The 23,203-nt window shown below is 67.0% G+C and carries 21 protein-coding genes and 1 tRNA gene; 19 read left to right on the forward strand and 3 right to left on the reverse strand.

Features of this window, described 5'->3' with window-relative positions; translation table 11 throughout:
- Window positions 1–18 precede the first annotated feature (18 nt).
- The 4 genes from AC1RPL_RS20090 (at window position 19) to AC1RPL_RS20105 (ending at window position 6,764) form a co-directional block, all read left to right on the forward strand.
- Complete coding sequence (locus AC1RPL_RS20090) at window positions 19–891, forward strand: DMT family transporter (RefSeq protein ID WP_493071945.1); 873 nt, start codon at window positions 19–21, stop codon at window positions 889–891.
- Window positions 892–930: 39 nt separating this feature from the next.
- Window positions 931–2,190, forward strand: a complete 1,260-nt coding sequence (locus AC1RPL_RS20095) for a metal-dependent hydrolase family protein (protein ID WP_493071946.1) — start codon at window positions 931–933, stop codon at window positions 2,188–2,190.
- Window positions 2,191–2,379: 189 nt separating this feature from the next.
- Window positions 2,380–4,023 carry a beta-helix domain-containing protein gene (locus AC1RPL_RS20100; protein WP_493071947.1) on the forward strand — a complete coding sequence of 548 codons (1,644 nt, stop codon included), beginning with the start codon at window positions 2,380–2,382 and terminating at the stop codon, window positions 4,021–4,023.
- Between the two features lie 83 nt (window positions 4,024–4,106).
- Window positions 4,107–6,764 carry a TonB-dependent receptor domain-containing protein gene (locus AC1RPL_RS20105; RefSeq protein WP_493071948.1) on the forward strand — a complete coding sequence of 886 codons (2,658 nt, stop codon included), beginning with the start codon at window positions 4,107–4,109 and terminating at the stop codon, window positions 6,762–6,764.
- A gap of 81 nt (window positions 6,765–6,845) precedes the next feature.
- Here the strand turns inward: AC1RPL_RS20105 and AC1RPL_RS20110 are convergent, their stop codons facing one another.
- On the reverse strand, window positions 6,846–7,490 hold the full coding sequence (locus tag AC1RPL_RS20110) for a hypothetical protein (RefSeq protein WP_493071949.1): 645 nt from the start codon (window positions 7,488–7,490) through the stop codon (window positions 6,846–6,848).
- Window positions 7,460–8,131 (reverse strand): prolyl hydroxylase family protein, encoded by a 672-nt coding sequence (locus AC1RPL_RS20115; RefSeq protein WP_493071951.1) that lies wholly within the window; start codon window positions 8,129–8,131, stop codon window positions 7,460–7,462. The genes AC1RPL_RS20110 and AC1RPL_RS20115 overlap by 31 nt, the downstream gene beginning before the upstream one ends.
- Before the next feature lie 116 nt (window positions 8,132–8,247).
- Between AC1RPL_RS20115 and AC1RPL_RS20120 the strand changes: the two genes are divergently transcribed.
- From AC1RPL_RS20120 to AC1RPL_RS20145, 6 genes are all read left to right on the forward strand, one after another.
- Window positions 8,248–9,345 (forward strand): GspE/PulE family protein, encoded by a 1,098-nt coding sequence (locus tag AC1RPL_RS20120; RefSeq protein ID WP_493071953.1) that lies wholly within the window; start codon window positions 8,248–8,250, stop codon window positions 9,343–9,345.
- Between the two features lie 67 nt (window positions 9,346–9,412).
- Window positions 9,413–9,489 (forward strand) — tRNA-His (locus tag AC1RPL_RS20125).
- A 60-nt stretch (window positions 9,490–9,549) separates the two neighbouring features.
- Window positions 9,550–10,602 (forward strand): Glu/Leu/Phe/Val family dehydrogenase, encoded by a 1,053-nt coding sequence (locus AC1RPL_RS20130; RefSeq protein WP_493071954.1) that lies wholly within the window; start codon window positions 9,550–9,552, stop codon window positions 10,600–10,602.
- 113 nt (window positions 10,603–10,715) lie between these two features.
- Window positions 10,716–12,323, forward strand: a complete 1,608-nt coding sequence (locus AC1RPL_RS20135) for a M20/M25/M40 family metallo-hydrolase (protein ID WP_493071956.1) — start codon at window positions 10,716–10,718, stop codon at window positions 12,321–12,323.
- 318 nt (window positions 12,324–12,641) lie between these two features.
- The gene (locus AC1RPL_RS20140) at window positions 12,642–13,100 is read left to right on the forward strand and encodes a carboxymuconolactone decarboxylase family protein (protein ID WP_493071957.1); all 459 of its coding nucleotides are present in this window, start codon (window positions 12,642–12,644) and stop codon (window positions 13,098–13,100) included.
- On the forward strand, window positions 13,097–13,957 hold the full coding sequence (locus tag AC1RPL_RS20145) for a sigma-70 family RNA polymerase sigma factor (protein ID WP_493071958.1): 861 nt from the start codon (window positions 13,097–13,099) through the stop codon (window positions 13,955–13,957). Before AC1RPL_RS20140 ends, AC1RPL_RS20145 begins: the two co-directional genes overlap by 4 nt.
- Before the next feature lie 141 nt (window positions 13,958–14,098).
- Here the strand turns inward: AC1RPL_RS20145 and AC1RPL_RS20150 are convergent, their stop codons facing one another.
- The gene (locus AC1RPL_RS20150; RefSeq protein WP_493071959.1) at window positions 14,099–15,649 is read right to left on the reverse strand and encodes a hypothetical protein; all 1,551 of its coding nucleotides are present in this window, start codon (window positions 15,647–15,649) and stop codon (window positions 14,099–14,101) included.
- Between the two features lie 183 nt (window positions 15,650–15,832).
- On the opposite strand from AC1RPL_RS20150, the gene AC1RPL_RS20155 reads away from it, so the two are divergent.
- The 9 genes from AC1RPL_RS20155 to AC1RPL_RS20195 all read left to right on the forward strand — a co-directional run bounded on the left by AC1RPL_RS20155 (window position 15,833) and on the right by AC1RPL_RS20195 (window position 22,975).
- The gene (locus tag AC1RPL_RS20155) at window positions 15,833–16,906 is read left to right on the forward strand and encodes a hypothetical protein (RefSeq protein ID WP_493071960.1); all 1,074 of its coding nucleotides are present in this window, start codon (window positions 15,833–15,835) and stop codon (window positions 16,904–16,906) included.
- On the forward strand, window positions 16,903–17,883 hold the full coding sequence (locus AC1RPL_RS20160) for a hypothetical protein (RefSeq protein WP_493071961.1): 981 nt from the start codon (window positions 16,903–16,905) through the stop codon (window positions 17,881–17,883). The genes AC1RPL_RS20155 and AC1RPL_RS20160 overlap by 4 nt, the downstream gene beginning before the upstream one ends.
- A 296-nt stretch (window positions 17,884–18,179) precedes the next feature.
- Window positions 18,180–18,899, forward strand: coding sequence for a heme ABC transporter permease CcmC (gene ccmC / locus AC1RPL_RS20165; RefSeq protein WP_493071962.1), 720 nt, complete (start codon window positions 18,180–18,182; stop codon window positions 18,897–18,899).
- A complete protein-coding gene (locus AC1RPL_RS20170) occupies window positions 18,896–19,027 on the forward strand; it encodes a hypothetical protein (protein ID WP_493071964.1) in 132 nt (43 codons plus the stop codon). Before ccmC ends, AC1RPL_RS20170 begins: the two co-directional genes overlap by 4 nt.
- On the forward strand, window positions 19,024–19,458 hold the full coding sequence (gene ccmE, locus AC1RPL_RS20175) for a cytochrome c maturation protein CcmE (RefSeq protein WP_493071966.1): 435 nt from the start codon (window positions 19,024–19,026) through the stop codon (window positions 19,456–19,458). Before AC1RPL_RS20170 ends, ccmE begins: the two co-directional genes overlap by 4 nt.
- A 10-nt stretch (window positions 19,459–19,468) precedes the next feature.
- Window positions 19,469–21,397 carry a heme lyase CcmF/NrfE family subunit gene (locus AC1RPL_RS20180; protein WP_493071968.1) on the forward strand — a complete coding sequence of 643 codons (1,929 nt, stop codon included), beginning with the start codon at window positions 19,469–19,471 and terminating at the stop codon, window positions 21,395–21,397.
- Complete coding sequence (locus tag AC1RPL_RS20185) at window positions 21,394–21,921, forward strand: DsbE family thiol:disulfide interchange protein (protein ID WP_493071969.1); 528 nt, start codon at window positions 21,394–21,396, stop codon at window positions 21,919–21,921. Before AC1RPL_RS20180 ends, AC1RPL_RS20185 begins: the two co-directional genes overlap by 4 nt.
- Window positions 21,918–22,325, forward strand: coding sequence for a cytochrome c-type biogenesis protein (locus AC1RPL_RS20190; RefSeq protein WP_493071970.1), 408 nt, complete (start codon window positions 21,918–21,920; stop codon window positions 22,323–22,325). Before AC1RPL_RS20185 ends, AC1RPL_RS20190 begins: the two co-directional genes overlap by 4 nt.
- On the forward strand, window positions 22,322–22,975 hold the full coding sequence (locus AC1RPL_RS20195; RefSeq protein ID WP_493071971.1) for a tetratricopeptide repeat protein: 654 nt from the start codon (window positions 22,322–22,324) through the stop codon (window positions 22,973–22,975). Before AC1RPL_RS20190 ends, AC1RPL_RS20195 begins: the two co-directional genes overlap by 4 nt.
- Window positions 22,976–23,203 lie beyond the last annotated feature (228 nt).

Below are 23,203 nucleotides of genomic sequence, written 5' to 3' on the forward strand. Positions count from 1 at the left end.
ATAGTTTTGCTCTGGGCAGTGGCGACCGTCGCGGCGGCGGGATTTCAGGTAGGTCGCAACGCGCTCCAGCGCGGGATGATGTCGAACACCGGTCCCTGGGGCGCGACACTCGTGCGCTTCCTGTTCGGCCTGCCTTTTTCGCTTGCCTTCACCGCAATTGCGATCGCGGTCACGCCGCACGTCGATCCGCAGTTCGGCTGGGAATTCTGGTGGCCCGCGCTCACCGGCGCGTTGGCCCAGGTCATCGCCACCGCCGCGCTGCTCCTTGCCATGCACCATGCCGGCTTCGCAGTGGGCACCGCGCTACAGCAAAGCTCGGTGCCGCTCGCCGCCACCGTCGGCCTGGTCGTGTTCGGCGACAATCTCTCGGCGCTCGGCTGGGCAGGCGTGGCGGTGACCACTGTCGGCCTCGCCGTGATGGTCTGGCCCAAGAAGATCGAGGGCGCGCACCATCCGGTGCTCGGCGTCACCTACGGCGTGCTCTCCGGCCTGCTCTTCGGCTTCGCGCTCAACGCCTTTCGTCATGCCGGGCTGCGACTCGAGCCGCATCATCCCTTCTTCTCGGCCATGGCCTGTGTCGCGATCGTCCAGGCCGTGCAGGCAGGCGGGCTGGGTCTCTACCTCGCCGTGCGCGACCGGGCCGCGCTGGTCGCAGTGATCAAGGGGTGGCGCCAGTCGTTGGGAGCTGGACTGTTCGGCGCGCTCGCCTCGTCGGGCTGGTTCCTGGCGCTCAACCTCGCGCCCGCCGCCGCGGTACGCGCGCTCGGCGTGATCGAGATGCCGATCGCCGCCGCCGCCGGCCACCGGCTGTTCCGCGAGAAGCTGAGCCTGCACCAGATTCTCGGCGTGGTGCTGATCACTGGCGGCGTGGCGATGACGGCAATGTACTAGCACTGGCGCGCTGCCCCGCGCTTTGCCAGTCTGGCGGGCATGACCAAGCTCCGCTGCCTGTTCGCCGCTCTCCTGTTGCTGGTCCCCGGCATCGCTGCGGCGCAGAAGGCGCCGGTGCTGCTTGTCCCCGACCGCGTGTTCACCGCGGCCGACCGGGTGATGCATGACGGCTGGAAGGTGCTCGTCGCCGACGGCAAGATCGTCGCGGCCGGGCCGGATGTGACCGCTCCCGCCGGGGCCGAGACGCTGGCGCTGCCCGGCACCACGCTGATGCCCGGCCTGATCGACCTCCACGTCCACCTGTTCCTGCACCCCTATAACGAGACGAGCTGGAACGATCAGGTGATGAAGGAGCCGCTGGCGCTCCGGACGGCGCGTGCCGTCGCGCATGCCCGTGCCACCTTGCTGGCTGGCTTCACCACCGTGCGCGATCTCGGCACCGAAGGGGCGGGGGATGCCGACGCCGGGCTCAAACAGGCGATCCAGCAGGGCATCGTGCCCGGCCCGCGCCTGCTCATCGCCAGCCGCGCGCTCGTCGCCACCGGCGCCTATGGCCCCAAGGGCTATGCCTATGACGTGCCGCAGGGCGCCGAGGAAGTGAGCGGGGAGGGCGTGGTCGCCGCGGTCCGCCGCCAGATCGCGCATGGCGCGGACTGGGTGAAATTCTACGCCGATTATCGCTGGGGGCCGGGCGAACCGAGCCGCGCGACCTTCAGCCTCGACGAGCTCAGGTCTGGCGTCGCCGCCGCGCATGATGCCGGGCGCAAGGTCGCGGTCCATGCCAGCACGCCGGAGGGGATCCGCCGCGCGACCCTGGCTGGCGCCGACACGATCGAGCATGGCAATGACGCGACGTCCGAGCTCTTCGCGCTGATGAAGGCGCATGACGTCGCCTTCTGCCCGACGCTTGCCGCCACCGATGCGATCACCCGCTATGGCGGCTGGAACGGCGCCGCGCCCGAGCCTGAGGCGATCCGCGTGAAGCGGGCGAGCTATGCCGCGGCGCTCAAGTCCGGCGTGACGATGTGCGTCGGCGGCGATACCGGCGTGTTTGCGCACGGCGCCAATGCCCGCGAGATCGAGTTCATGGCGGCCTGGGGCATGGCGCCGGGCGACGCATTGTGGACCGCGACCGCCGGCAACGCCGCGATCCTCGGCATGGCCGACCGCATCGGCAGCATCGCGCCCGGCCGAATCGCCGATCTGATCGCAGTCGCGGGCGATCCGCGCAAAGATATGTCGGCGCTCGGGAATGTCCGGTTCGTGATGCAATCGGGCAACATCGTCACCGCGCCGTGAACCGTTTCGGGCGCGTATGCCGGTGCTGTAACAATCGCGTCATCTGACTGTCTTCGAAACGTCTCCGAATCCGCGCCAACGCGTAACAACCCCCGCCTAGCGCCCCTTTTGCGGCCGACGGGGGATAAGCCGAGTCGATCCCGCACCGTAATTCGATGCAATCCCGGCGTCCGCCGGAACGGAGATCCTATGGCCAGCTTCAAACGCGTCAGCCTTCTCATGATGACTACCATTGCGTGCGGCGCGCTTGCCGCGTGCGATGGCGCGAACGACATCGCCTCGCCGGGCACCGGCGGCAACGTCATCATCAACAATCCGCCGGCTCCGACGCCCTCGCCGACCCCGACGCCGACCACGGCGCTCGTCTCGCCGGCCACCGGCTGCCCGACCATCGCCGATCCCAAGGGCCTGACCGATGGCGGCACGATCACCGGCCCGACCGGTACGTGGCGCGTCTGCACGCTGCCCGCGATGATCGCCCGCAGCATCACCCTGCCGAAGGTCTCGGGCCTGGTCTATCAGATGGCCGGCCGCGTCGATGTTGGTTGCGACGGCGGCATCACCGCGCCGACCGCGGGCGCCCCGCGCGCCAGCAGCACCGCGACCTGCACCGCCGCCAACGGCATCACGCTCACCGGCGGCAACCTGACGGCCGACACGAACGTCACGCTGACGATCGAGCCGGGCGTGATCGTGTACGGCGGCACCGGCGTGTCGTGGCTCGCGGTCAACCGCGGCAACAAGATCAACGCCGTCGGCACCGCCACCGCGCCGATCATCTTCACCAGCCGCGACAACATCCTGGGCCTCAACAACGACCAGACCATCGGTCAGTGGGGCGGCGTCGTGCTGATGGGCCGCGCCAAGGTCACCGATTGCACCACCGGCTCGACCGGCGCCGGCACCTGCGAGCGCCAGACCGAAGGCTCGGCCGATCCGGCCGTGTTCGGCGGTACCGACGACACCTACAATGCCGGCAGCATGAAGTACGTCCAGATCCGCTATTCGGGCTATGTGCTCGGCGCGGACAAGGAGCTGCAGTCGCTCACCACCGAGGGTACCGGCAGCGGCACCACGCTCGACTATTTCCAGAGCCACAACAGCTCGGACGACGGCGCGGAGTTCTTCGGCGGCACCGTCAACTTCAAGCACTACATCGCCACCGGCGCCGATGACGACAGCCTCGACATCGATACCGGCCTCCAGGGCGCCTTCCAGTACCTGCTGCTGCTGCAGCGTTCGGGCCAGGGCGACGCGCTGATGGAGATCGACAGCAACGGCTTTGAAACCGACACGCCGCGTCAGAAGACCGCAATCGCCAACTTCACGGCGCTCCAGCCGGCCGTCAGCGCCAACACCGAAGCGAACGACCTCGCCTCGCTCCTGCTGCGCGGCAATTCGGACACGACGCTGATCAACGGCATCATCGCGACGCCGAACAACGAGTGCCTCCGCATGAACGGCTCGGGTGCGACCCCGGCCACGCTGCTCGCCCGCGCCGTGGTGATGCAGTGCAATGCCACCAAGTATCTCGGCAGCGGCTCCTACACCGCCGCCCAGGTCGCGACGGCATTCGGCACGGGTGCGAACGGCAACAACGACGCCTTCGTGCCCTCGCTCACCAGCCTGTTCATCAACGGCGCGACCGAGACGGCCGTGACCGCGGTTGATCCGAAGACGTTCAATACCTTCTTCGACACGACGACCTATATCGGCGCGGTCAAGGACGCGAACGACAGCTGGTACAAGGGCTGGACCTGCAACTCGGGTTACGCCGCCTTCGACACGACGACGGCCGTGGGTCGTAGCTGCCTGTCGCTGCCGACCAACTAATACCGGCTGACTGAACTGGGGGCGGAGCGCGGCCATTCGGCGGCGCTCCGCCCCTCTCAGGATTTGAATTTGGGGGTTTCACCATGACGAAGCCGATGGGGCTCGCCCGCCTGCTGCTCATCACCACCGCGCTCGCCTCGCCGTCCATTGCCTGGGCGCAGACGACTTCGCCGGATACGGCCGGGGCACCTGCCGCCGGCACCACTGCTGAACCCCAGGACCCGGCTGCCCAGGACGCCCAGGAAGCCGCGCCCGACGTCTCCGTGCCCGGCGAGATCGTCGTCACGGGCCGCCGCACCAACGTCACCCGCGACATGCCGCAGGTCGTCTCGGTGCTGTCGAGCGCCGACATCGCCCGCACCGGCGAAGGCGACATCGCCGGCGCGCTCAGCCGCGTCACCGGCCTCAGCGTCGTCGGCAACGGCTTCGTCTATGTCCGCGGCCTTGGCGATCGCTATTCGCTCGCGATGCTCAACGGCTCGCCGCTGCCCAGCCCCGAGCCGCTGAAGCGCGTCGTTCCGCTCGATATCTTCCCGACCAACGTGGTCTCCTCGTCGCTCGTCCAGAAGAGCTACTCGGCCAATTATCCGGGCGAGTTCGGCGGCGGCGTGATCAACCTCACCACCAATTCGCTGCCCAAGGAAAGCTTCCTCACCGTCAGCGGCGGCATGGGCGCCAATCTCGTGACGACCGGCCATATGGGCTATGTCTATTCGGGCGGCGGCTATGACTGGAGCGGCTATGACGACGGCACGCGCGACCTGCCGCCGGCGCTCGCGGCGTTCTTCGCCAGCGGCGCCCGCCTGAGCTCGGGGACGGTCGACAGCCAGGTGATCGCCGGCCAGTTGATCAACGCCAACAACGCGCTCGTCCAGAAGCAGAGCAGCATCGGCCCGAACTGGTCGGCCAGCCTCACCGGCGGCACCACCTATGACGCCGGCGACGTCCGGCTCGGCCTGATCGCCACCGCCGGCATCAGCAGCAAGTGGACGACCCGCGGTTCGGTCCAGCAGGCTTCGCTCAACAGCGACCTCTCCGACCTCGAGACCAACTTCGAGCGGGTATCGACAGATAACCGCGTGGTCGCCAACGGCCTGCTCGGCGTCGGCGTCGAATTCGGCGACAACAAGATCCGCTGGACCACCATCGGTGTCCACGACACGCTGAAGCGTGCCCGCCTCGGCATCGGCAAGCGGCATGGCAACACCACCACCGATTTCATGCAGCAGGACACGGCCTGGTATGAGCGTCAGCTCATCGACACCCAGGTCGTCGGCGAGTTCAAGCTCAGCCCCGCGTTCAGCCTCGACCTGCGCGGCAGCTATGCCAACACCAAGCGTGATGCGCCGAACGAGCTTACCCTCGAATATGTCCGCACCAATGCGTCGGCGGACCCCTATGGCGCCTATTTCGTCAACCGCCTGAACAACGGCAATGGCGGCGACGCGACAATCAGCTACTCGCATCTCAACGAGAATCTCTGGTCGGGTGGCGCGGATCTCACCTGGAAGCTCGATCCGAACCTGAGCCTCTCGGTCGGCTATGCCTATCTCAACACCCAGCGCACCAGCTCGCGCCGCGACTTCCAGTTCAGCGCGCCCAGCACGCTGCCCGGCGGCGTGGCGATGCTCCGGCCCGACCTGCTGCTCGGCACCGCGATCATCGACTATTACGACATCAACCTGGCCGAGACGAACGAAGGCAATCCCGCCTTCGGCGCCGAGCTCGACAACCATGCCGCCTATTTCCGCGAGAACTGGCAGATCACGCCCGAGCTCTCGCTCGATGCCGGCATCCGCTACGAGACCGCCACGGAAACGGTGACGCCACTGCAGGTGTTCTCCACGCCCGGCGCTAGCATCGCGTCGACCAATCTCGACAACGACTATTGGCTGCCGAGCGGCACGCTTACCTGGCAGTTCCAGCCGAGCATGCAGTTCCGCCTGCACGCGTCGAAGACGATCGCCCGCCCGCAGTTCCGCGAGCTGATCTATCAGTTCTATTTCGACCCGGACACCAACCGCCAGTATCGCGGCAACCCGTTCCTTCAGGACAGCCAGCTGCTGAACCTCGAGGCGCGCTACGAATGGTACATCGCGCCCGAGCAGCGCTTCACGATTGCCGGCTTCTACAAGCGCATCGACAACCCGATCGAATCGTTCATCTCGGGTGACGCCTTCGTCACCAGCTTCGCCAATGCGCCTAAGGCCGATCTCTATGGTGCCGAGGTCGAGCTGAGCAAGAAGTGGCAGCTGTTCGGCGAGCGCAGCCTGATCGCGATCGCCAACTACACCTTCACCAAGTCCAAGCTGAAGGTGGATGCGAGCGACGGCGTATCGGTGTTCGGCTCGTCATCGAACCTCGCGACCGACTTCTTCCAGGACGGTGCGCCGCTCACCGGCCAGTCGGACCATCTGGCGAACTTCCAGTTCGGTCTGGAGGACAAGGCCTCGCTCTCGCAGCAGACCTTCATCCTCTCCTATGCCAGCAAGCGCGTCACCAGCCGCGGCCTGGCCAATTCGGGCCAGCCGGACGTGTTCGAATATCCGGGCTTCAACCTGGACTTCGTCGCGCGCCAGGGCGTGAAGGTGGCGGGCCAGCAGATCGACGTTAAGTTCGAGGCCCGCAACCTGACCAACCGCAAGTACAAGGAAACCCAGTCGAACGGGACGAACACGGTAATCTACAACCGCTACACCCCCGGCACTACGGTCAACCTTTCGCTCTCGACCACCTTCTGATCGAGGCAGCCGGACTGAAAAGGGAGCGGCCCGCATGCGCGGCGCGGCTCCCTTTTCTTTTTGGGGGTTGAGGCGGACCGGCTAGCGGGCCGGATAGACATCGGCCTGGCGGATCCAGCCGGAGGCCGGCTTGGCGCCGCCGGTGAAATCGACCTGCAGCCATCCGTCGCGGATCGCCCGCACGCCGATGCCGTCGCCCTTGACCAGATAGCCGCGGCGATGCGTCTGCGCGGCAGGTACGTTGAAGAAATAGGCCTTGTCGCTCTTCACCACCGCAATCGAGATCCACGGATAGGCGGCCTGGAGCCCGAACGCGGCCGGCTGGTCCTTGTCGGCGAAGTGCTGGACGTTCCAGCATCCGCCATGCTCCTGCGGCAGCGCGATGTGGAGGTTGGTGCGGTCCTCGCGTGTCAGCGTGCCGTCGATCGCCTCGGCGGGCGTCGCGGGGAAGAAGGTCCGTACCGGCGCGGTGCCATCCCGCAGCTTGCCGGCAAGGTAGAAGATGCAGCTGAACTTGCCGCCGCCGGTCGATGACTGGAAATAGCCGCTGACGGTCCGCTTAGCCGGGTCGAAGCCGATCAGCAGCTCGCCGCCATAATCCCCACTGGCGATTTCCGGCGCCGCCGACTGGGCGAGGGCAGGGGTAGCGAGCGAAGCTGCCGCGAGTGCGATGGCAAGCCCGGCACGGCGCCCGATCACCAGCCCCAGGGCTTCTGGCGATACCATTGCGTGACCACGTATTTCAGCCCGGCGCGCACCTTCATCGCGTGGTGGATGGTGCTCGGGTTGGGCGTGCCGTCGGGACGGAGGTTGTTCCAGGCGAGCACCTTGCCCGTCTCCGGCTGGACGATCTTGTCGACCGCCTTGAAGCGCGTCGCGCCGCCGGCCTCGACGTCGTTCAGATACAGCATCACCGTCCAGGTGCGCTGCCCCGCGACGCCGCAATATTTCTCGTAATCGCGCCCCTGCGGCTCGAAATAATCGGTGTGCGCCTTGAACTCCTGGCCCACCTCGTAGCGTTGGCCCTGCATCGGCTCCCCGTGCGTGGGGTCGATACCGGTGAGCGCCGTCATCCGCCGCTTCAGCTCCGCCACCACCGCGTCGTGCGAACTGAAGTCGCAGGTCTCGCTGGTGCGGAAGGCATAATCGTCATTGGCGTCGGCCACGGTTGACGGGCGGCGCTCGGCGTCGATCTTGATCCGCAGCAGCTCGCACAGCTCGGGCTCCAGGAAGTTCTTGGCGATGAACATCTGGACCTTGGCGTGCGGCACGCGCTGCACGCCCGGCCATTGCATGATGTGATCGACGATGGGCTCGGAAGGATAGCCCGAGCCGAGGTTCGGGACGGTGGAAGCGGCACTCTGCATGGCGGCGTTCTGCCAAAAGCTTCGGCGCTGCGCCAGATCGACGCGAAACTGTCATAAAAGTGCAGGCGCGGCGTCACATGACATGCCTAGCGCATGGGCTCCGCAAAGGGGATCCTATGAACGTGGAAGCCGAAGCGCTGGCGCCCGTGGCGGAACCGCCGCCGCCCTTGCTGTTTTCCGGCCCCCATGCCGAATCGCCTGCCGACGCGCTCATCGCCGAGGCGCGCCGTCGCCGCGCGTCGCACCTTCACGTCGAGATCTCAGCCGAAGCGCTGGTCGTGCGTATGCGCATTGCCGGCCAGCTCACCGAACCGCGCCACCATCATGCCGATGCCGCGCTGGCCGACAGCTTCCGCGCAGTGCCTGGCGCCGCGCTGCTCGAGCAGGAAGGTGGCGCGCGCATCGTGCTGCGCCTCGATGCCGGCGAGCGGCGCGAGCATGCGCTCGAGGCGATCGGAATGCGCCGCAGCCTCGTCGATGCGCTGCAGCCTGCGCTGCGCCGCGGCGGCCTGGTGCTCGCGGCTGGTCCCTCGGGGTCGGGCCGCAGCACCACCATCGCCGCCGTGCTCGGGCATTTCGCCGGTTCGCCCCGCCATATCGTGACGATCGGCGCGCCGCCGGTGAAAGGCGCGACCAGGATAGAGGGTCTCATCGGCGCCGCCGCGATCCGCGCCGCGCTGGAGCAGGACCCGGACGTGATCGCGCTCGACAAGCTCGACGGACGCGAAACCGCCGCGGCCGTGGCCGAAGCGGCGGAGCAGGGGCATCTCGTCCTCGCCGCGATCGATGCGCCCGATGCCGTTTCCGCGATCCGCCAGATGCGCGATTGGCGCGTCGAGCCCTTCCGCCTCGCCGCCAATATCGCCGCGGTGCTCGCCCAGCGGCTCGTCTGCCGGCTCTGCCCCGATTGCCGTCGCCCGGTGCAGGCGCAAGGGTCCGTTTCGGCGCTGCTCGGCTTCGATTCGGGTGCGATCGTCTTCGAGGCGGTCGGCTGCGAGAGCTGCGAGGGCACCGGCTATGCGGGCCGCACCGGCGTGTTCGAGGCAATCGTCGCCGATGGCGCGATCCGCCGGCTGATCAACGATGGCGGCGACGAGGCGATCCTGGCCCGCCACGCTTTCCTGCGCGCGCCCAACCTGGGATCGGCGGCGCGCGCGCTGGTCCGCGAGGGGCTGATTACCCCCGAAGAGGCAGTACGAATTTCGCGCGGATAAGCGCCAAAATATCTCGGCAATTATCTTGCGCTTCGCATCGGCCCCCGCTAAGCGCGCCTTCTTCACGGCGGTTGTAGCTCAGTTGGTTAGAGCATCGGTTTGTGGTACCGAGGGTCGCGGGTTCAAGTCCCGTCATCCGCCCCATTTCCCCTCGTGACCGCGCGCGGCACACAGACGTGCGGCACTTCCGCAGGAATGTAGCGCGTGATCACTGACTGGGGCTTCCCCGATTTCGACGACCATGAGGGCGTCCACCTGTTCAGCGACCGCGAGTCGGGGCTGAGCGCAATCATCGCAGTCCATTCGACCAAGCTCGGCCCGGCGGCCGGCGGCGTGCGCTTCTGGCATTATGTCGACCACCGCGCCGCGATCACCGACGCGCTGCGCCTGTCGCGCGGCATGAGCTACAAGAATGCGATGGCCAACCTGCCGCTCGGCGGCGGCAAGGGCGTGATCCTGGCGAGCGAGCCGGGCGCGACCGTCTCCACCGCCCAGCTCGAAGCGTTCGGCCGCGCAGTCGAATCGCTCCACGGCAAATACGTGACCGCCGAGGATGTCGGCATGTCCGAAGAGCGGATGAAGATCGTCGCCACCCAGACCAAGCACGTCTCGGGCCTGCCGGTGGCCGAAGGCGGGGCAGGGGGGGATCCCGGCCCGATCACGGCGCGCGGCGTCTATCTGGGCGTGAAGGCAGCGGCGAAGCGCGGCCTCGGCGCCGATTCGATGGCCGGCGTGCGCGTCGCGATCCAGGGCATCGGCTCGGTCGGCGGCGGCGTCGCCCGCCTGCTCGCCAAGGACGGCGCCAGACTGGTCCTCGCCGACGTCAATGCCGAGCGCGCAAAGGCGCTCGCGGCCGAGCTGGGCGGCGAGGCGATCGACGCCTCCGAGATCCTGGGCATCGAGACCGATGTGCTCAGCCCCAACGCGCTGGGCGCGATCTTCACCGAGGCCTCGATCGCCGCGCTCAAGACCACCGTGGTCGCCGGCGGCGCGAACAACCAGCTCGCCACCCGCGCGGACGGCCAGCGCCTCCATGACCGCGGCATCCTCTACGCGCCCGATTACGTGATCAACGCGGGCGGGATCATCAATGTCGGGCTCGAATATCTCGGCCAGGGCAACATGGCCGAGGTTATGGCGCGCGTGGAGAAGATCCCCGAGCGGCTGATCGAAGTGTGGGACGAAAGCGCCCGCACCGGCGATCCCCAGAGCGAAGTCGCCGATCGCATCGCGCAAAGGCTGATCGGGCGGGGGTGATTAGTTTCGATTCCCCTCCCTGCAAGGGAGGGGAGCAAAAGGGCGAAGCCCACAGGCTTGCACCAACCCCGCACCCCCAATAGCGTCGGGCATCCTCGTTCCCCCGGAGCCCCATGCGCACCTTTCTTCTCGCCACCGCCGCCCTGATCGCCACGACCGCGCCGGCCGCCGCCCAGTCGGTCGATCCCGCCACCGTCGCCGTGCTGGTCGATCAGGGCACCAGCCATTCGGAGGTGATGACCACCGCCGAATATCTCGCCGACGTCATCGGCCCGCGCATGACCAACTCGCCGGCGATGCGCGAAGCCGAGCAATGGACGCAGGACAAGTTCAAGGGCTGGGGCCTCACCGACGTCCACAAGGAAGGCTTCGACTTCGGCCGCGGCTGGTGGATCGAGAAGTCGAGCGTGCGCATGGTCGCGCCGCGCCCGGTCCAGCTCACTGCCATCCCGGTCGCCTGGACGCCGGCGACCAACGGCGCCGTCACCGCGCCGGTGATCGTCGCGCCAATGAAGAGCGCGGGCGATTTCGCCCAGTGGAAGGGCAAGCTCGCCGGCAAGATCGTACTGGTCTCGGCCCCCGGCACCGGTTCCGAGCCCAAGGAGCCGGATTTCCAGCGGCTGAGCGACGAGGACCTCGCCAAGCTCGACGTCTATGAAGAGCCGGTCTGGGATCCCGCCAAGCAGGAAGGGGCGATGGCCCGTGCCGGCTTCGAGCGCGCGCTCGCCAAGTTCCTCGCCGACGAAGGCGCAGTCGCCTATGTCTCGCGCTCGCGCAGCGACGGCAAGCTTGTCCACGGCGAAGGCTATCTTCATCATGTCGGCGAGACGCCCAAGGTCCCCGGCGTCGAGATGGCGGCAGAGGATTATCGCCGCCTCGTGCGCCTCGCCTGGACCGGCAAGGCACCGACGCTCGAGATCGACAGCAATGTCCATTTCGACGACCGCGACCCCAAGGCCTACAACATCATCGCCGATATCAAGGGCAGTGACCCCAAGGCCGGCTATGTGATGGCCGGCGCGCACCTCGACAGCTGGGTGGCGGGCGACGGCGCCGCCGACAATGGCGCGGGCAGCGCGATGGTGATGGAGGCCGCGCGAATCATCAAGGCATCGGGCATCAAGCCGAAACGCACGATACGGTTCGCGCTCTGGGCCGGCGAGGAACAGAGCCTTTACGGCTCGATTGCGTATATCGAGCAGCATCTGGCCACGCGCCCGGCCTGGGATCACGTGCCCAGTGCCGACGAATTCTATTACAGCTGGGCGACGCGCTTCCCGATCACGCCGCTCGCCGGCCACAAGGACCTCGCCGCCTATTTCAACATCGACAATGGCTCGGGGAAGATTCGCGGCGTCTATGCCGAGAACAATCCGGCGGTGGTGCCGATCTTCCGCGAGTGGCTCGCCCCCTTCGCCTCGATGGGCGCGTCGACCGTGGCGATCCAGAAGACCGAGGGCACCGACCATCAGTTCATGCAGGCGGTCGGCATCCCGGCCTTCCAGTTCATCCAGGATCCGCTCGATTACGAGAGCCGGGTGCACCACACCCAGCTCGACACCTATGACCATTTGAAGGCGGCCGACATGCGCCAGGGCGCGATCATCCTGGCGGCGTTCCTGCTTGATGCCGCCAACGCCAGGGACCCGCTCCCGCGCCTGCCGATCCCGACCCAGCCGGGGGTGACCGATCCGTTCGCGGGCCCCGCGAAGGAGAAGTAAGCGGGAGGCCTCGCCCTATTTCCGTCATCCCCGCGAAAGTGGGGATGACGGTTGGAGGGACAGGGGATGAGCAGCAATCTTCCCTCCTGGTCCCGGCGAACGCCGGGACCCAGGGTCACAAGCGATGTCCTGCTTGGCTCTGGGCCCGGCTTCCGTCGGGGTGACGCAAGGAAGGAAGCTGCTTCCACCCCCAACGAGGCTCCGGCGATGCCCAACCGGGGGCGATTTTCCCACCACTCTGCGAAAAAATGCAAGCCGCATGTCACACCCGGCGCGGCTGTCTCGTCATGTCTGCGTCCAACCCAAAGGAGATGCATGATGACTCCCCGCCTCGACCTCTTCCACGCCGCCCCTGCCCCGATGAAGGCGTGGTACGAAATGTCGCTCAAGGTCGCCCCGACGCTCGAGCACGGCCTGCTCGAGCTGGTGAAGATCCGCGCCTCGCAGATCAACGGCTGCGCCAATTGCCTCAACATGCACACCGCCGATGCCCGCAAGGCCGGCGAGACCGAGCAGCGCATCTATCTGCTCAGCGCCTGGCATGAAGCCCCCGTCTATACCCCGCGCGAGCGCGCCGCGCTGGCATGGACCGATGCGCTCACTCTGGTATCCACCGCGCGTGCCCCCGACGCGCTCCATGCCGAGCTCGCCGCGCATTTCACCGAGGAGGAGCAGGTGGAGCTCACGCTCAAGATCAACGAGATCAATGGCTGGAACCGCCTCGCGGTGGCGTTCAACCTCTTCTACGAAGCCAAGCCCGCGGCGGCCGCGGCATGACCGGCGCGGACGCAGCGGCGAGCTTCGATCCGCTGCGTCCGCGGCTGGCGCGCATCGCCTATCGCATGCTCGGCTCGGTCGCGGATGCGGAGGATGTCGTGCAGGATGCGTTCCTGCGCTGGCTCGATGCCGATCGCGACCAGGTCCGCGAGCCCGAGGCGTTCTTGCGCCGGGTGGTGACGCGGCTCTGCCTTGACCAGCTCAAGTCCGCCCGTGCCCGGCGCGAGACCTATATAGGCCCCTGGCTGCCCGAGCCGATCGTCGAGGAGGACGATGAAGTGGAGGACGTCACCCTGCCGCTGATGATGGCACTCGAACGCCTCTCGCCATTGGAGCGCGCCGCCTTCCTGCTCCACGACGTGTTCGGCGTGGGCTTCGACGAAGTGGCCGAGACGATCGGCCGCGATCCCGCCGCGACCCGCCAGCTCGCAAGCCGTGCCCGCACCCATGTCCGCGCCGCGCGCCCGCGCTACGACCTGCCGAAGGAAAAGGGGCTGGAGATCGCCGCCGCCTTCTTCGCCGCTTCCCGGAGCGGCGACATGACTGCCTTCCGCAGCCTGCTCGCGGACGATGTCTCGACCTGGTCGGACGGCGGCGGCAAGGTCCATGCCGGCCTGCGCCCGATCCATGGTGTGGAGGACATGATCAAGCTCTACACCTCGCTCGCCCGCTTCTTCGCCAGGGAGCCGTCGCGGATCGTCCGCTACGGGATGATCAACGGGCTGCCGGGCTTCGTCAGCATCGAGCCGGGCGGCCTGCTGCAGACGACCGCGCTGGCGATCGAGGACGGGAAGATCGCCGGCATCTATGTGACGCGCAATCCCGACAAGCTGGGGCATCTCGGCGCGATGCACTAGGTCGTGGACTCATAAAAGCGGACTGGCGGCAAACGACCCGCTTGCGGACATCGCCGCTAAATAGGTGTGTGCGAGCTTTTGGCCCGTTGCCCAAACGCCGTTTTAGGGCGGTCTCACGGCAGCGCTATGCTAAGCCTTCGATCAGGCATTGATGCGCTTGATCGCGAACGCGCCGCCGATCAGCAGGTCGCCGTCTTCCAATATCGTCGTGATGCCGCCAAAGGCGTTCCACATCGCGCTGTCGTCCGGGAACACCCAGCGTTCGCGAGTCTCGCCGCTTTCCCAGTCGATCCCGACATATTCATAGGTGAGCCCGCGCTTGTTCGCAGCGTAGAGCAGGCTGGTAGCGGCGGAGACGACGGGCACCATGATGTCGCTATTGTCGATCTCCTCATTGAGCCAGTCCTCCTCCAACCGGCGCGTTTCCGGATTCCAGTTGAACTTCTGGATTCCCCTGGGCGCCGGGCGGGTGACGCCGGCCATGAAGCCATTGTGGAAGCCGGGCTCGGGCACCGGCTTGGGGTAGGTGCTGTTGACCACTGCGACGCCGTAGCCGAGCACATTGGGTGAAGGCTCGATCGTTGCCTTGGAGATCTTAATGGGCGCCTGATCGGCGATGCGGCGCGACTTCGTCCCGGGCTTCTGCTCGAAATCCTCGGGTATCGCGTCGCGCCAGAAGGCGACGAGATTGGTCCCACCCTCGGCGCCATCGGCAATCACCACCAGCTTGTCCGGATCGTCGCCAAATCCCATTAAGGTCGGCGTGGTGCCGGAGCCGCGCGAGATCGAGCCGAGTGCGAAGGCCTTCTCATCGGGCATCCATTCATAGCCCGATTCCCATGCGCCGTCCTCCTCCTTGTCGGACAGCGTCTCGCCGTCCCACACGACTTTGAGCATCCGGCGTGAGGTGACGACATAGATGCCGCCATCCTCGTCGAGCGGCACCGCGTTATCGACCGCCTCGCCCGAGAAGGCGACATACGACTTCACGTTGAGATCGCGGTCGAGGATCACCACCGCGCCCGGCGCCGCTGCGACCAGGAAGCCGTCATAGGTCATGCTGAGCGCAATAATGCGGCTGACCGATTGCGCCACTTCCGGCGGCATCGCGGCCGCGACGTCCGCCTGCTTCACGATACGCGCAGGTGCCCGGGCCTCGTTGTCGTCGGTGGATTTCAGCACCTTGGTCCCGCCGAACACGCAGTAATGGAAGCCGTCGCGGTCTAACAGGTTGTAGACGCCGTTGATGCCGACGGCGTGGGTAAAGCCTACGTCCTTGATACCCTGGATGGCCTCGAACAATTTGTCATCGTCGCCCGCGCGGCGGGCCGCGTCCCATCTAGCGAGCAGTTCATCCATCGCCGCTTCGCTCGCTGACTCCGATTGCTTCTCGAAGCCGGGATAGGGCCAGTAGGAGATCGATTCGAGCGCCTTGCCGGTCAGCAGCAGCTTGCGCAGGCCGAACATGCCGCTGGCGAAAGCAACAGTGTCGGCGCCGATCTTCTTCACCGCCGGGTTTGATACCATGAAGTTGCGCACGAATTTTGCATCCTCGCCCTTCTTCAGGGTTTTGCCTTCGACGGGGCCCGCAAATGGCACGGAGTCCGTGGCCCCCGGATTGAAGTGCGAAGTTGGATAGACGCTGTCGGTCAGCCAGGGATTGCGCTGCGACTGGTTCGGGAAGGCGGTCATGGCAAGCTCCAAGGCAATGGCCTGTCGAGACTAAGCTTGACCTCTGGAAACGGGATCGGAACAGACCCCTAGGGAAGACGAGGGCTATCCCCTATTACTATGACCGCTCCCCACCCACTCTCGGTCGTTCAGCCCTCGTCGTGAAAGCGACCGTTTATGGGTTCGCGACCTAGGCGGGCAGGCGTGTCGCTTCCAGGCATCGCAGCCGATTTGGGTAAATCCTCGTCTTTACTTCGTCTCTCCACCGACCCAAGCTTTCGTCTTTGGGGGATTGGCATGGTCGAGCTTTTCGTCATTTCGGCTGCTTCGCCCTATCCCTCCCGGCCAAGCCCTACCTATGCCTTGCCGGCATCGACCGAGCATGTGAACCGAATGCCCGCGCTCGCCGATTCCGCGCAGGCTTTTCTCCTGTTCCTGGGCTGCGTGATCGCCGGGGCGTTCTGCATCGCACTGATCACCGCGGCGTTGATGCATTTCTTCAAGCCCGGCCTTGTCGTCCTTTCCCGCCGACGCATCGTCATCGACTGGGCGCGTGGCAGGTTGGCGACGGTGCGGCCGATGGCGCAATTGCCGAACTGGTTCGTGTTTTCGGCTCGCGAATTTGGCTGGCGCGACCATCCGAAGCATCTTCTGCGCGAGATCGAGAGGATGCTGATGCCGGCCGAGCCGCTCCATTCCGGTGGCTGGTCGGTAACGCAGCTCAAGGAATTCGCGGGCATTTCGCTGGATCGCGGCGCCGCGCCCGACGATCTCTTCATGCATGTGATGCAGAGCGAGGCGCGGATGGCGCTGGCGCACCCGACGCTCAATCCGTCCTTCTTTGCGCTTCTCAGCGCCGATGCGCCGATCGAAGCGCGCAGTCTCGTGGTCGCGGGCGATATCATCGCCGGAAGCGGTTCGAACGAGACTCACGCCGCTTCGGAAGCGTCTGAAGAGAGGGCTGATTCCGATCGGAAATTGCCCAAGGAGAAGCAGGAGCGCTTTGCCGCCGCGATGGCGAGCGCCGACCATGCAGTGGCCCAGGCGGCTGAGAATGCGCTGGACGAACTGCAGCTTCGTCTGATGTCGGGCGGCATCTGGAGGTATAGCGTTTTCGCGCTGGGCATCGGCACCGCCCTTGGCTTCGGCGTAGCCATGCTGCTCGGCTTCGGCGACATCGCGCGGCTGGTGTTCACGGCGGTCGGCGCGTTCGGGGGGCTGCTTTCGTCGCTGGTCTCCGACGGCTTCTCGGCCCTGGTCGGCCGCTTCAGCCGGTGACGAAGCGCGCCGGCTTCGCGCGCGATGCGAGTGACTTGCGGAACCGGCCGCTTTCCGCCTTTCCGCGCATCTCGCAACGCACGGCACCGAAGAAGGGCGGCTGGCGGACCGTACCTGAAGTCTCTCCCGCGCAGCTGCTGGTCGAGAACGACAAGTTGCTGCTGCTGATCCACGGTTTCGCCACCGATGAACCCAGTGCCTATGAAAGTTATCGGACCTTCCTGTGCAGGCTGGGCAGGCCGTGGTTGTCCAGGGCGGCGGGGCTTTTCTGGCCGGGCGATTCCTGGGATCTCCGCGGTTCGTGGAAGGATTGGATCCCGCTATCCAAATATATCGGCTATTCGCGTCAGCCGCCGCGCGTGATGGCGGGTGCACGCGACCTGATGGACATGATTGGCGAGGTGGTCGCGCAGCGCCGGCAAGCCGCTTTTCCGCGGGCTGCTGCGCCGCTCGAGCTGAGCATCGTCGCGCATTCCATGGGGTGCCGCGTGGCGCTCGAGTTGCTCGAACGCCTGGCTGCCGGATTCGTGCTGCTGCCGCGGGGCGCGCCGCATCCGGTCCAGGTCAAGCTGCTTGCGCTCATGGCGGCGGCGGTGCCTTGCTACAAGATCGAGCCGCGCGGCGCTCTGGAGCGCGGGCTCGCCTTGCCGGACCGTGTCGGCGTCTATTGGTCGAGGTTCGATACGACGCTTGCCGGGGCGTTCCGCCCCGGCCAGGCGGGGGAGGGCGACCGTCCCCGCGGCCTGCTGTCCAAGGATCGTGGCGCGCTCGGCTTCCATGGCTGGAAGGGGGATGCGAAGATTCGCCCCGTGCACACTGCGCTGGAACATGGCGAATATTGGTCGAGCCCACGGATGGCGCGCGCCGTCGGCACCGAGCTGGCCAGCCTCGAGAAGGGCGAGCGGCGGCGTTGGCTCGCCTATCGTCGGCAGGAGCGGCGCGAGATGCGGGGGCGGCGTGTGGGGGATGTCGTCTGAGGGCCTGCGCGCCGATTTGCAACGCCTTGCAATGTAGGATTTTGCGTGTTTCCCTCCTCCGGCCGGGCGCGCTCGGCCGATCTTTGACCTGTTGGAAATATGGGCTCCCGTCCGCGCAAGCAGGTTGCGGGATGCGTCGTGGTTTTGCCAAATCGGGCGAGCTTCACACCCGATTTTATTCCTTCTTCGCGCGAGTTTCGAGAAGTTCGGTGCCGTCGCCGGCGCCTCGCATTTGGATGCGGACAACCCCGTCAATCATCATGGATTCCGCACTCGAACCCCGCTAGTCATCCTGCGTGCCTGCCTTGCATGCCTTTGCCAATCCCGCGCGCTTCCTCAAGATTGCGCGGCCGCTGACGCCGATCCTGTTCTGGATCGGGGTGGCGCTGGGGGCGTTCGGCTGCTGGGCGGGGCTGACGCTCACGCCGCCCGATGCGGTGCAGAAGGACAGCGCGCGCATCCTCTACATCCACGTCCCCAGCGCCTGGCTGGGCATGGGCGGGTGGAGCGGACTGGCGATCGCGTGCCTGAGTTATCTCGTGTGGCGGCATCCGCTGGCGAGCATCGCGGCGCGGGCGATCGCGCCGGCGGGCGCGACCTTCGCGGCGATGTGCCTGCTCACCGGCTCGATCTGGGGGCGCCCGACCTGGGGCACCTGGTGGGAGTGGGACGGGCGGCTGACGTCGATGCTGCTGCTGTTCTTCGTCTATGTCGCCTGGATCGCGCTCGACCGTGCCGATGCCGAGCGTTCGGGCGACGGGCGCGTGCCGGCGCTGTTCGGCGTGGCGGGCAGCGTGCTGCTGCCGATCGTCCATTATTCGGTGATCTGGTGGAACACGCTCCACCAGGGCGAGAGCGTGCTGGCGGGCAAGATCGCGCCGTCGCTGCTCTGGCCGCTGTTCTTCACGCTGGGAGGCTTCACGCTGATCTTCGCCGGCGTGGTGCTGATGCGCATGCGCGCGATCCTCGCCGCGCAGAAGGTCGAGGCGCGGTTGCGGCGGATGGCGGCGGCATGAACCACTGGCCGTTCATCACTGCCGCCTATCTCGTCGTGCTGCTCGGCACCGCTGGGCTGGCTGCGCTCAGCTATGTCGCGATGCGCCGCGCCGAAGCCGCTGCTGCAGCGCTGCGGGGGCGTGAATGAAGCCAAAGCACCAGAGGCTCGTACTCGCCCTGCTTGCGCTCGGCGCGATCCTTGGCGCATCCGCGCTGGCGATGTCGGCGCTCAAGGACCAGGCGGCGTTCTTCTATGCGCCGGGCGATGTGAAGGGAAAGCCGCTGCCGCTCGACCGGCATGTCCGCCTGGGCGGGATGGTGCAGAAAGGCTCGATCCAGCGGGCGGCTGACGGCATCTCGATCCGCTTCGTGGTGACCGATGGCCAGGCTATGGTGCCGGTCGCGTTCCGCGGCGTGACGCCGGACCTGTTCAAGGAAGGCTCGGGCGTGGTTGCCGAGGGGAAGTTCCAGTCCGACGGCAGCTTCGTCGCCGACAATATCCTGGCGAAGCATGACGAGCGCTACATGCCGCCCCAGGCCGCCGGCAACATGCACGAGACGAAGACGCTGGCGCAATGAGTGGCTCGCAGTGATCGCCGAAGCCGGTCTCGCTGCCCTGTGGCTGGCGACGGGCTTTGCGCTCGTCCAGGTGATGCTAGCCTGGGGGGCGGCGCGCGGCGCGGACAAGCCGGGCGGGCCATTGGTGATGAAGGCGCTTCGCCGGGTCACGATCTTGCAGGGTCTGCTCGCGCTCGCTGCCTTTGGTCTGCTGATCACGTTGTTCGTGCAGTCGGACATGTCCGTGAAGCTCGTCGTCGAGAACAGTCATTCGATGAAGCCGCTGATCTACAAGATCGCCGGCGCCTGGGGGAACCATGAGGGCTCGATGCTGCTCTGGGTCACCGTGCTGGCAGTGTCCGGGGCAGGGGTGGCATTGTTCGAAAAGCGCCTCGCCGCCGCGACGCTGGCGGCGACCTTGGGCGCGCAGGCGGCGATCGGACTGGGCTTCTACGCCTTCCTGGCCTTCGCTTCGAACCCTTTCGTCCGCGTGAGCCCTGCACCGCTAGACGGGCAGGGGCTCAATCCGCTGCTCCAGGATCCCGGCCTCGCCTTCCACCCGCCGACGCTCTATCTCGGCTATGTCGGCCTCTCCGTCGCGTTCAGCTTCGCCGTAGGCGCGTTGCTGATGCGCGATGTCGGCCCTGCTTTCGCCAAGGCGATGCGGCCCTGGGTGCTGGCGGCATGGATTTTCCTCACCATCGGCATCACAGCCGGCAGCTACTGGGCCTATTACGAGCTCGGCTGGGGCGGCTGGTGGTTCTGGGACCCGGTCGAGAACGCCTCGCTGATGCCTTGGCTGGCGGCGACCGCCTTGCTCCATTCGGTGAGCGTGCTCGCAACCCGCGACGGGCTGCGCGCCTGGACGGTGATGCTGGCGGTGGTCGCCTTCTCGATGTCGATGATCGGCACCTTCCTGGTCCGCTCGGGCATCCTGGTCAGTGTCCATGCCTTTGCCGTCGACCCGACCCGCGGCACCTTCATCCTTGCCTTGCTCGGCCTCTATATCGGCGGCGCGCTGGCACTGTTCGGCGCGCGGATCGGCACGGTGAAGCAGGGCTCGACCTTCGAGCTGGTCAGCCGCGAAGGCGCGCTGGTGCTCAACAATTTGCTGCTCACCGTGATCCTGGGCGTGGTCTTCATCGGCACGCTCTATCCGCTGGTGGCGCAGGCCGCCGGCGTTCAGCTCTCGATCGGCGCGCCTTTCTTCGAGAAGGCGGCGGTGCCCGTCGGTCTGGCGCTCGTCGCCGCCACCGCCTGCGGGCCGCTGCTCAAATGGCGGCGCGACCAGTGGGACACCCTGCTCGGCAAGCTGCTTGTCCCCGTCGCGGCGGCAGGCGGCACCTTCGCGCTGGTCTTCGCGCTGGCCGGCGCCGAGCACTGGATGGCGGTGCTGACCCTGGCGCTCGCCGCCGGGCTCGCCGTGGCCAGCGTCGTCCCGCTCGTCCGCCGCAATCTGCGCCGAACGCCGCTCAACATCTACGGCATGGTGATCGCGCATCTCGGCATCGCGGTGAGCATCGCCGGCATGGCCGCGGACGGCGCCTTCAAGTCCGAGCGGCTGGCGGCGATCTCGGTCGGGCAAAACGTCACCGTCGGCCCGTACCGCGTCGAGTTGCTCGAAGTGCGCCCGGCGATCGGCCCCAACTGGTCGGCGCTCGAGGCGCATCTCAAGGCGACGCGCACCGGTGCCGAGCCGATCGACCTGTTCCCGCAGCAGCGTTTCTTCGCCAATCCGCCGACCAACACCAATGAGGCGGCGATCGCGACCGAGGTCGACGGGCAGCTTTACACCGTGATCGGCCAGGGCGACGGGCAGGGGCGCTGGCAGCTGCGGCTGTGGTGGAAGCCCTTCGTCACGCTGATCTGGCTTGGGGGTGCGCTGATCGCGCTGGGCGGGCTCCTCTCGCTTGTAGGCCGGGTGAGGCGCGCGCGGCGCGAGGCGGAGGACGAGGAATGAGGCGGCTGCTCATCTGGGCGCCGCTGGCGCTCTTCGCCCTGGTCTTCGCGCTGGTCGCCGGCGGACTGATCAAGCCGGCCGACCGGATGGTCCACTCGGCGATGGTCGGCAAGAAGCTGCCCTCGCTCGAGATGAAGCCGCTGGTGCCCGGCAAGCCCGGCCTGGCCGGCGCCGACTTCGCGCACGGCAAGCCGCGGCTGCTCAACGTCTTCGCCAGCTGGTGCATTCCCTGCATCGCCGAGGCGCCGCAGCTGTTGAAGCTCAAGCAGGCGGGCGTGGAGATCGACGGCGTCGCGATCCGCGACACGCCGGATGCCGTACTGGCGTTCCTCGCGCGGAACGGCGATCCCTATGCTCGGATCGGCGACGATCCCACCGGCAAGGCGCAGATCGCGCTCGGCTCGTCGGGAGTGCCGGAGACCTTCCTGATCGACGGCCAGGGCAAGATCATCGACCAGCATATCGGCGATATCCGCGCCGATGACATTCCCGAGATACTGCGCAAGCTGGAGGCGGCGAAGTGAGGCGCCTTGCCCTCCCTCTTGCGCTGCTCGCCGTCGGCCCGGCGCTGGCGGACTCGAACCGACCGCCGGCCGCGCTTGCCTATAGCCAGCTGCCCGATCCGGCGCAGGAGGCGGAGGCCAAGGCGCTGATGGAGACGTTGCGCTGCCTGGTGTGCCAGGGCCAGTCGATCGCCGACAGCGACGCCGAGATGGCCGGCGACATGCGCGCGCTGGTCCGCGAGCGGATCGCGAAGGGCGAGCGGCCGGCGGCGATCCGCGGGTACCTGGTCCAGCGCTATGGCGACTATGTCACCTATGACCCGCCGCTGAGCTGGGTGACCGCGCCGCTGTGGATCGCGCCGCTGCTGCTGCTGCTTGTCGGCGCATTGCTCGCGCGGCGGCTGTTCCGGAAGGACGCCGTATGATGGGCTGGCTGATGTTCGGTGCAATCGCCTTCGTCGCGCTGCTCGTGCTGGCGTTGCTGCGCTATCCGGGCAAGTTGTGGACCGTGCCCGCCACTGCGGTCATGCTCGGCGCGGCGGGCTATACCTGGCAGGGCAGTCCAGGGCTTCCCGGCCATCCTGCCCAGTCCGGCGCGCAACAGGGCCAGGTCGACCAGGGACTGATCGACCTGCGCGATGCGATGTTCGGCAAATATGGCACCTATGCCTGGGCCTATTCCACGCCCGCCGATGCCATGGCCCGGACGGGCCGCCCCGACCTGGCGGTGATGGCGTGGCAGGGGGCGGTGCGCCGGGTGCCCGGAGAAGTGGCGCTGTGGACCGGCTTCGGCCTGGCGCTGGCCGAGAATGACGGCAACCAGATCTCGCCCGCCGCGCAGTTCGCCTTCGACAAGGCATTGGCGATGGCCCCCAACCATCCCGGCCCGCCCTTCTTCTACGGGCTCGCGCTGATCCGCGCGAACCGCTTCGCCGAGGCCAGGCCCTGGTGGGAAAAGGCGGTGGCGCTGGCGCCGGAGAAGGCAAGCTATCGCCGCGAGCTGGAGACGCGGCTGCTGGCGCTGGATGCGTTCCTGCAGGCGACGGCGGAGCGGGAGCAGGCGCCGCAGCGCTAGCCTCCTACATCGCGCGCGGCGGCGACTCGCCAAAGTTCACGAAATTCACGCTTGGAGCGAATCAAATCGACGATGAAGTTTGCCCGGCTTTGCGTGAACCGGGGCCATCGCGCAGCATCCGTGCGTGCGGCTATCCTATTGTTCCTACAATGGAAAAGAGCGGCCGAGGTTGCCCCCGGGCCGCTCCAGCCAAACATGTGAAATCCTATTTCGCAAGGGCGTGGCGGA

This window comes from Sphingomonas sp. GW821-FHT12D09 (assembly GCF_058807215.1).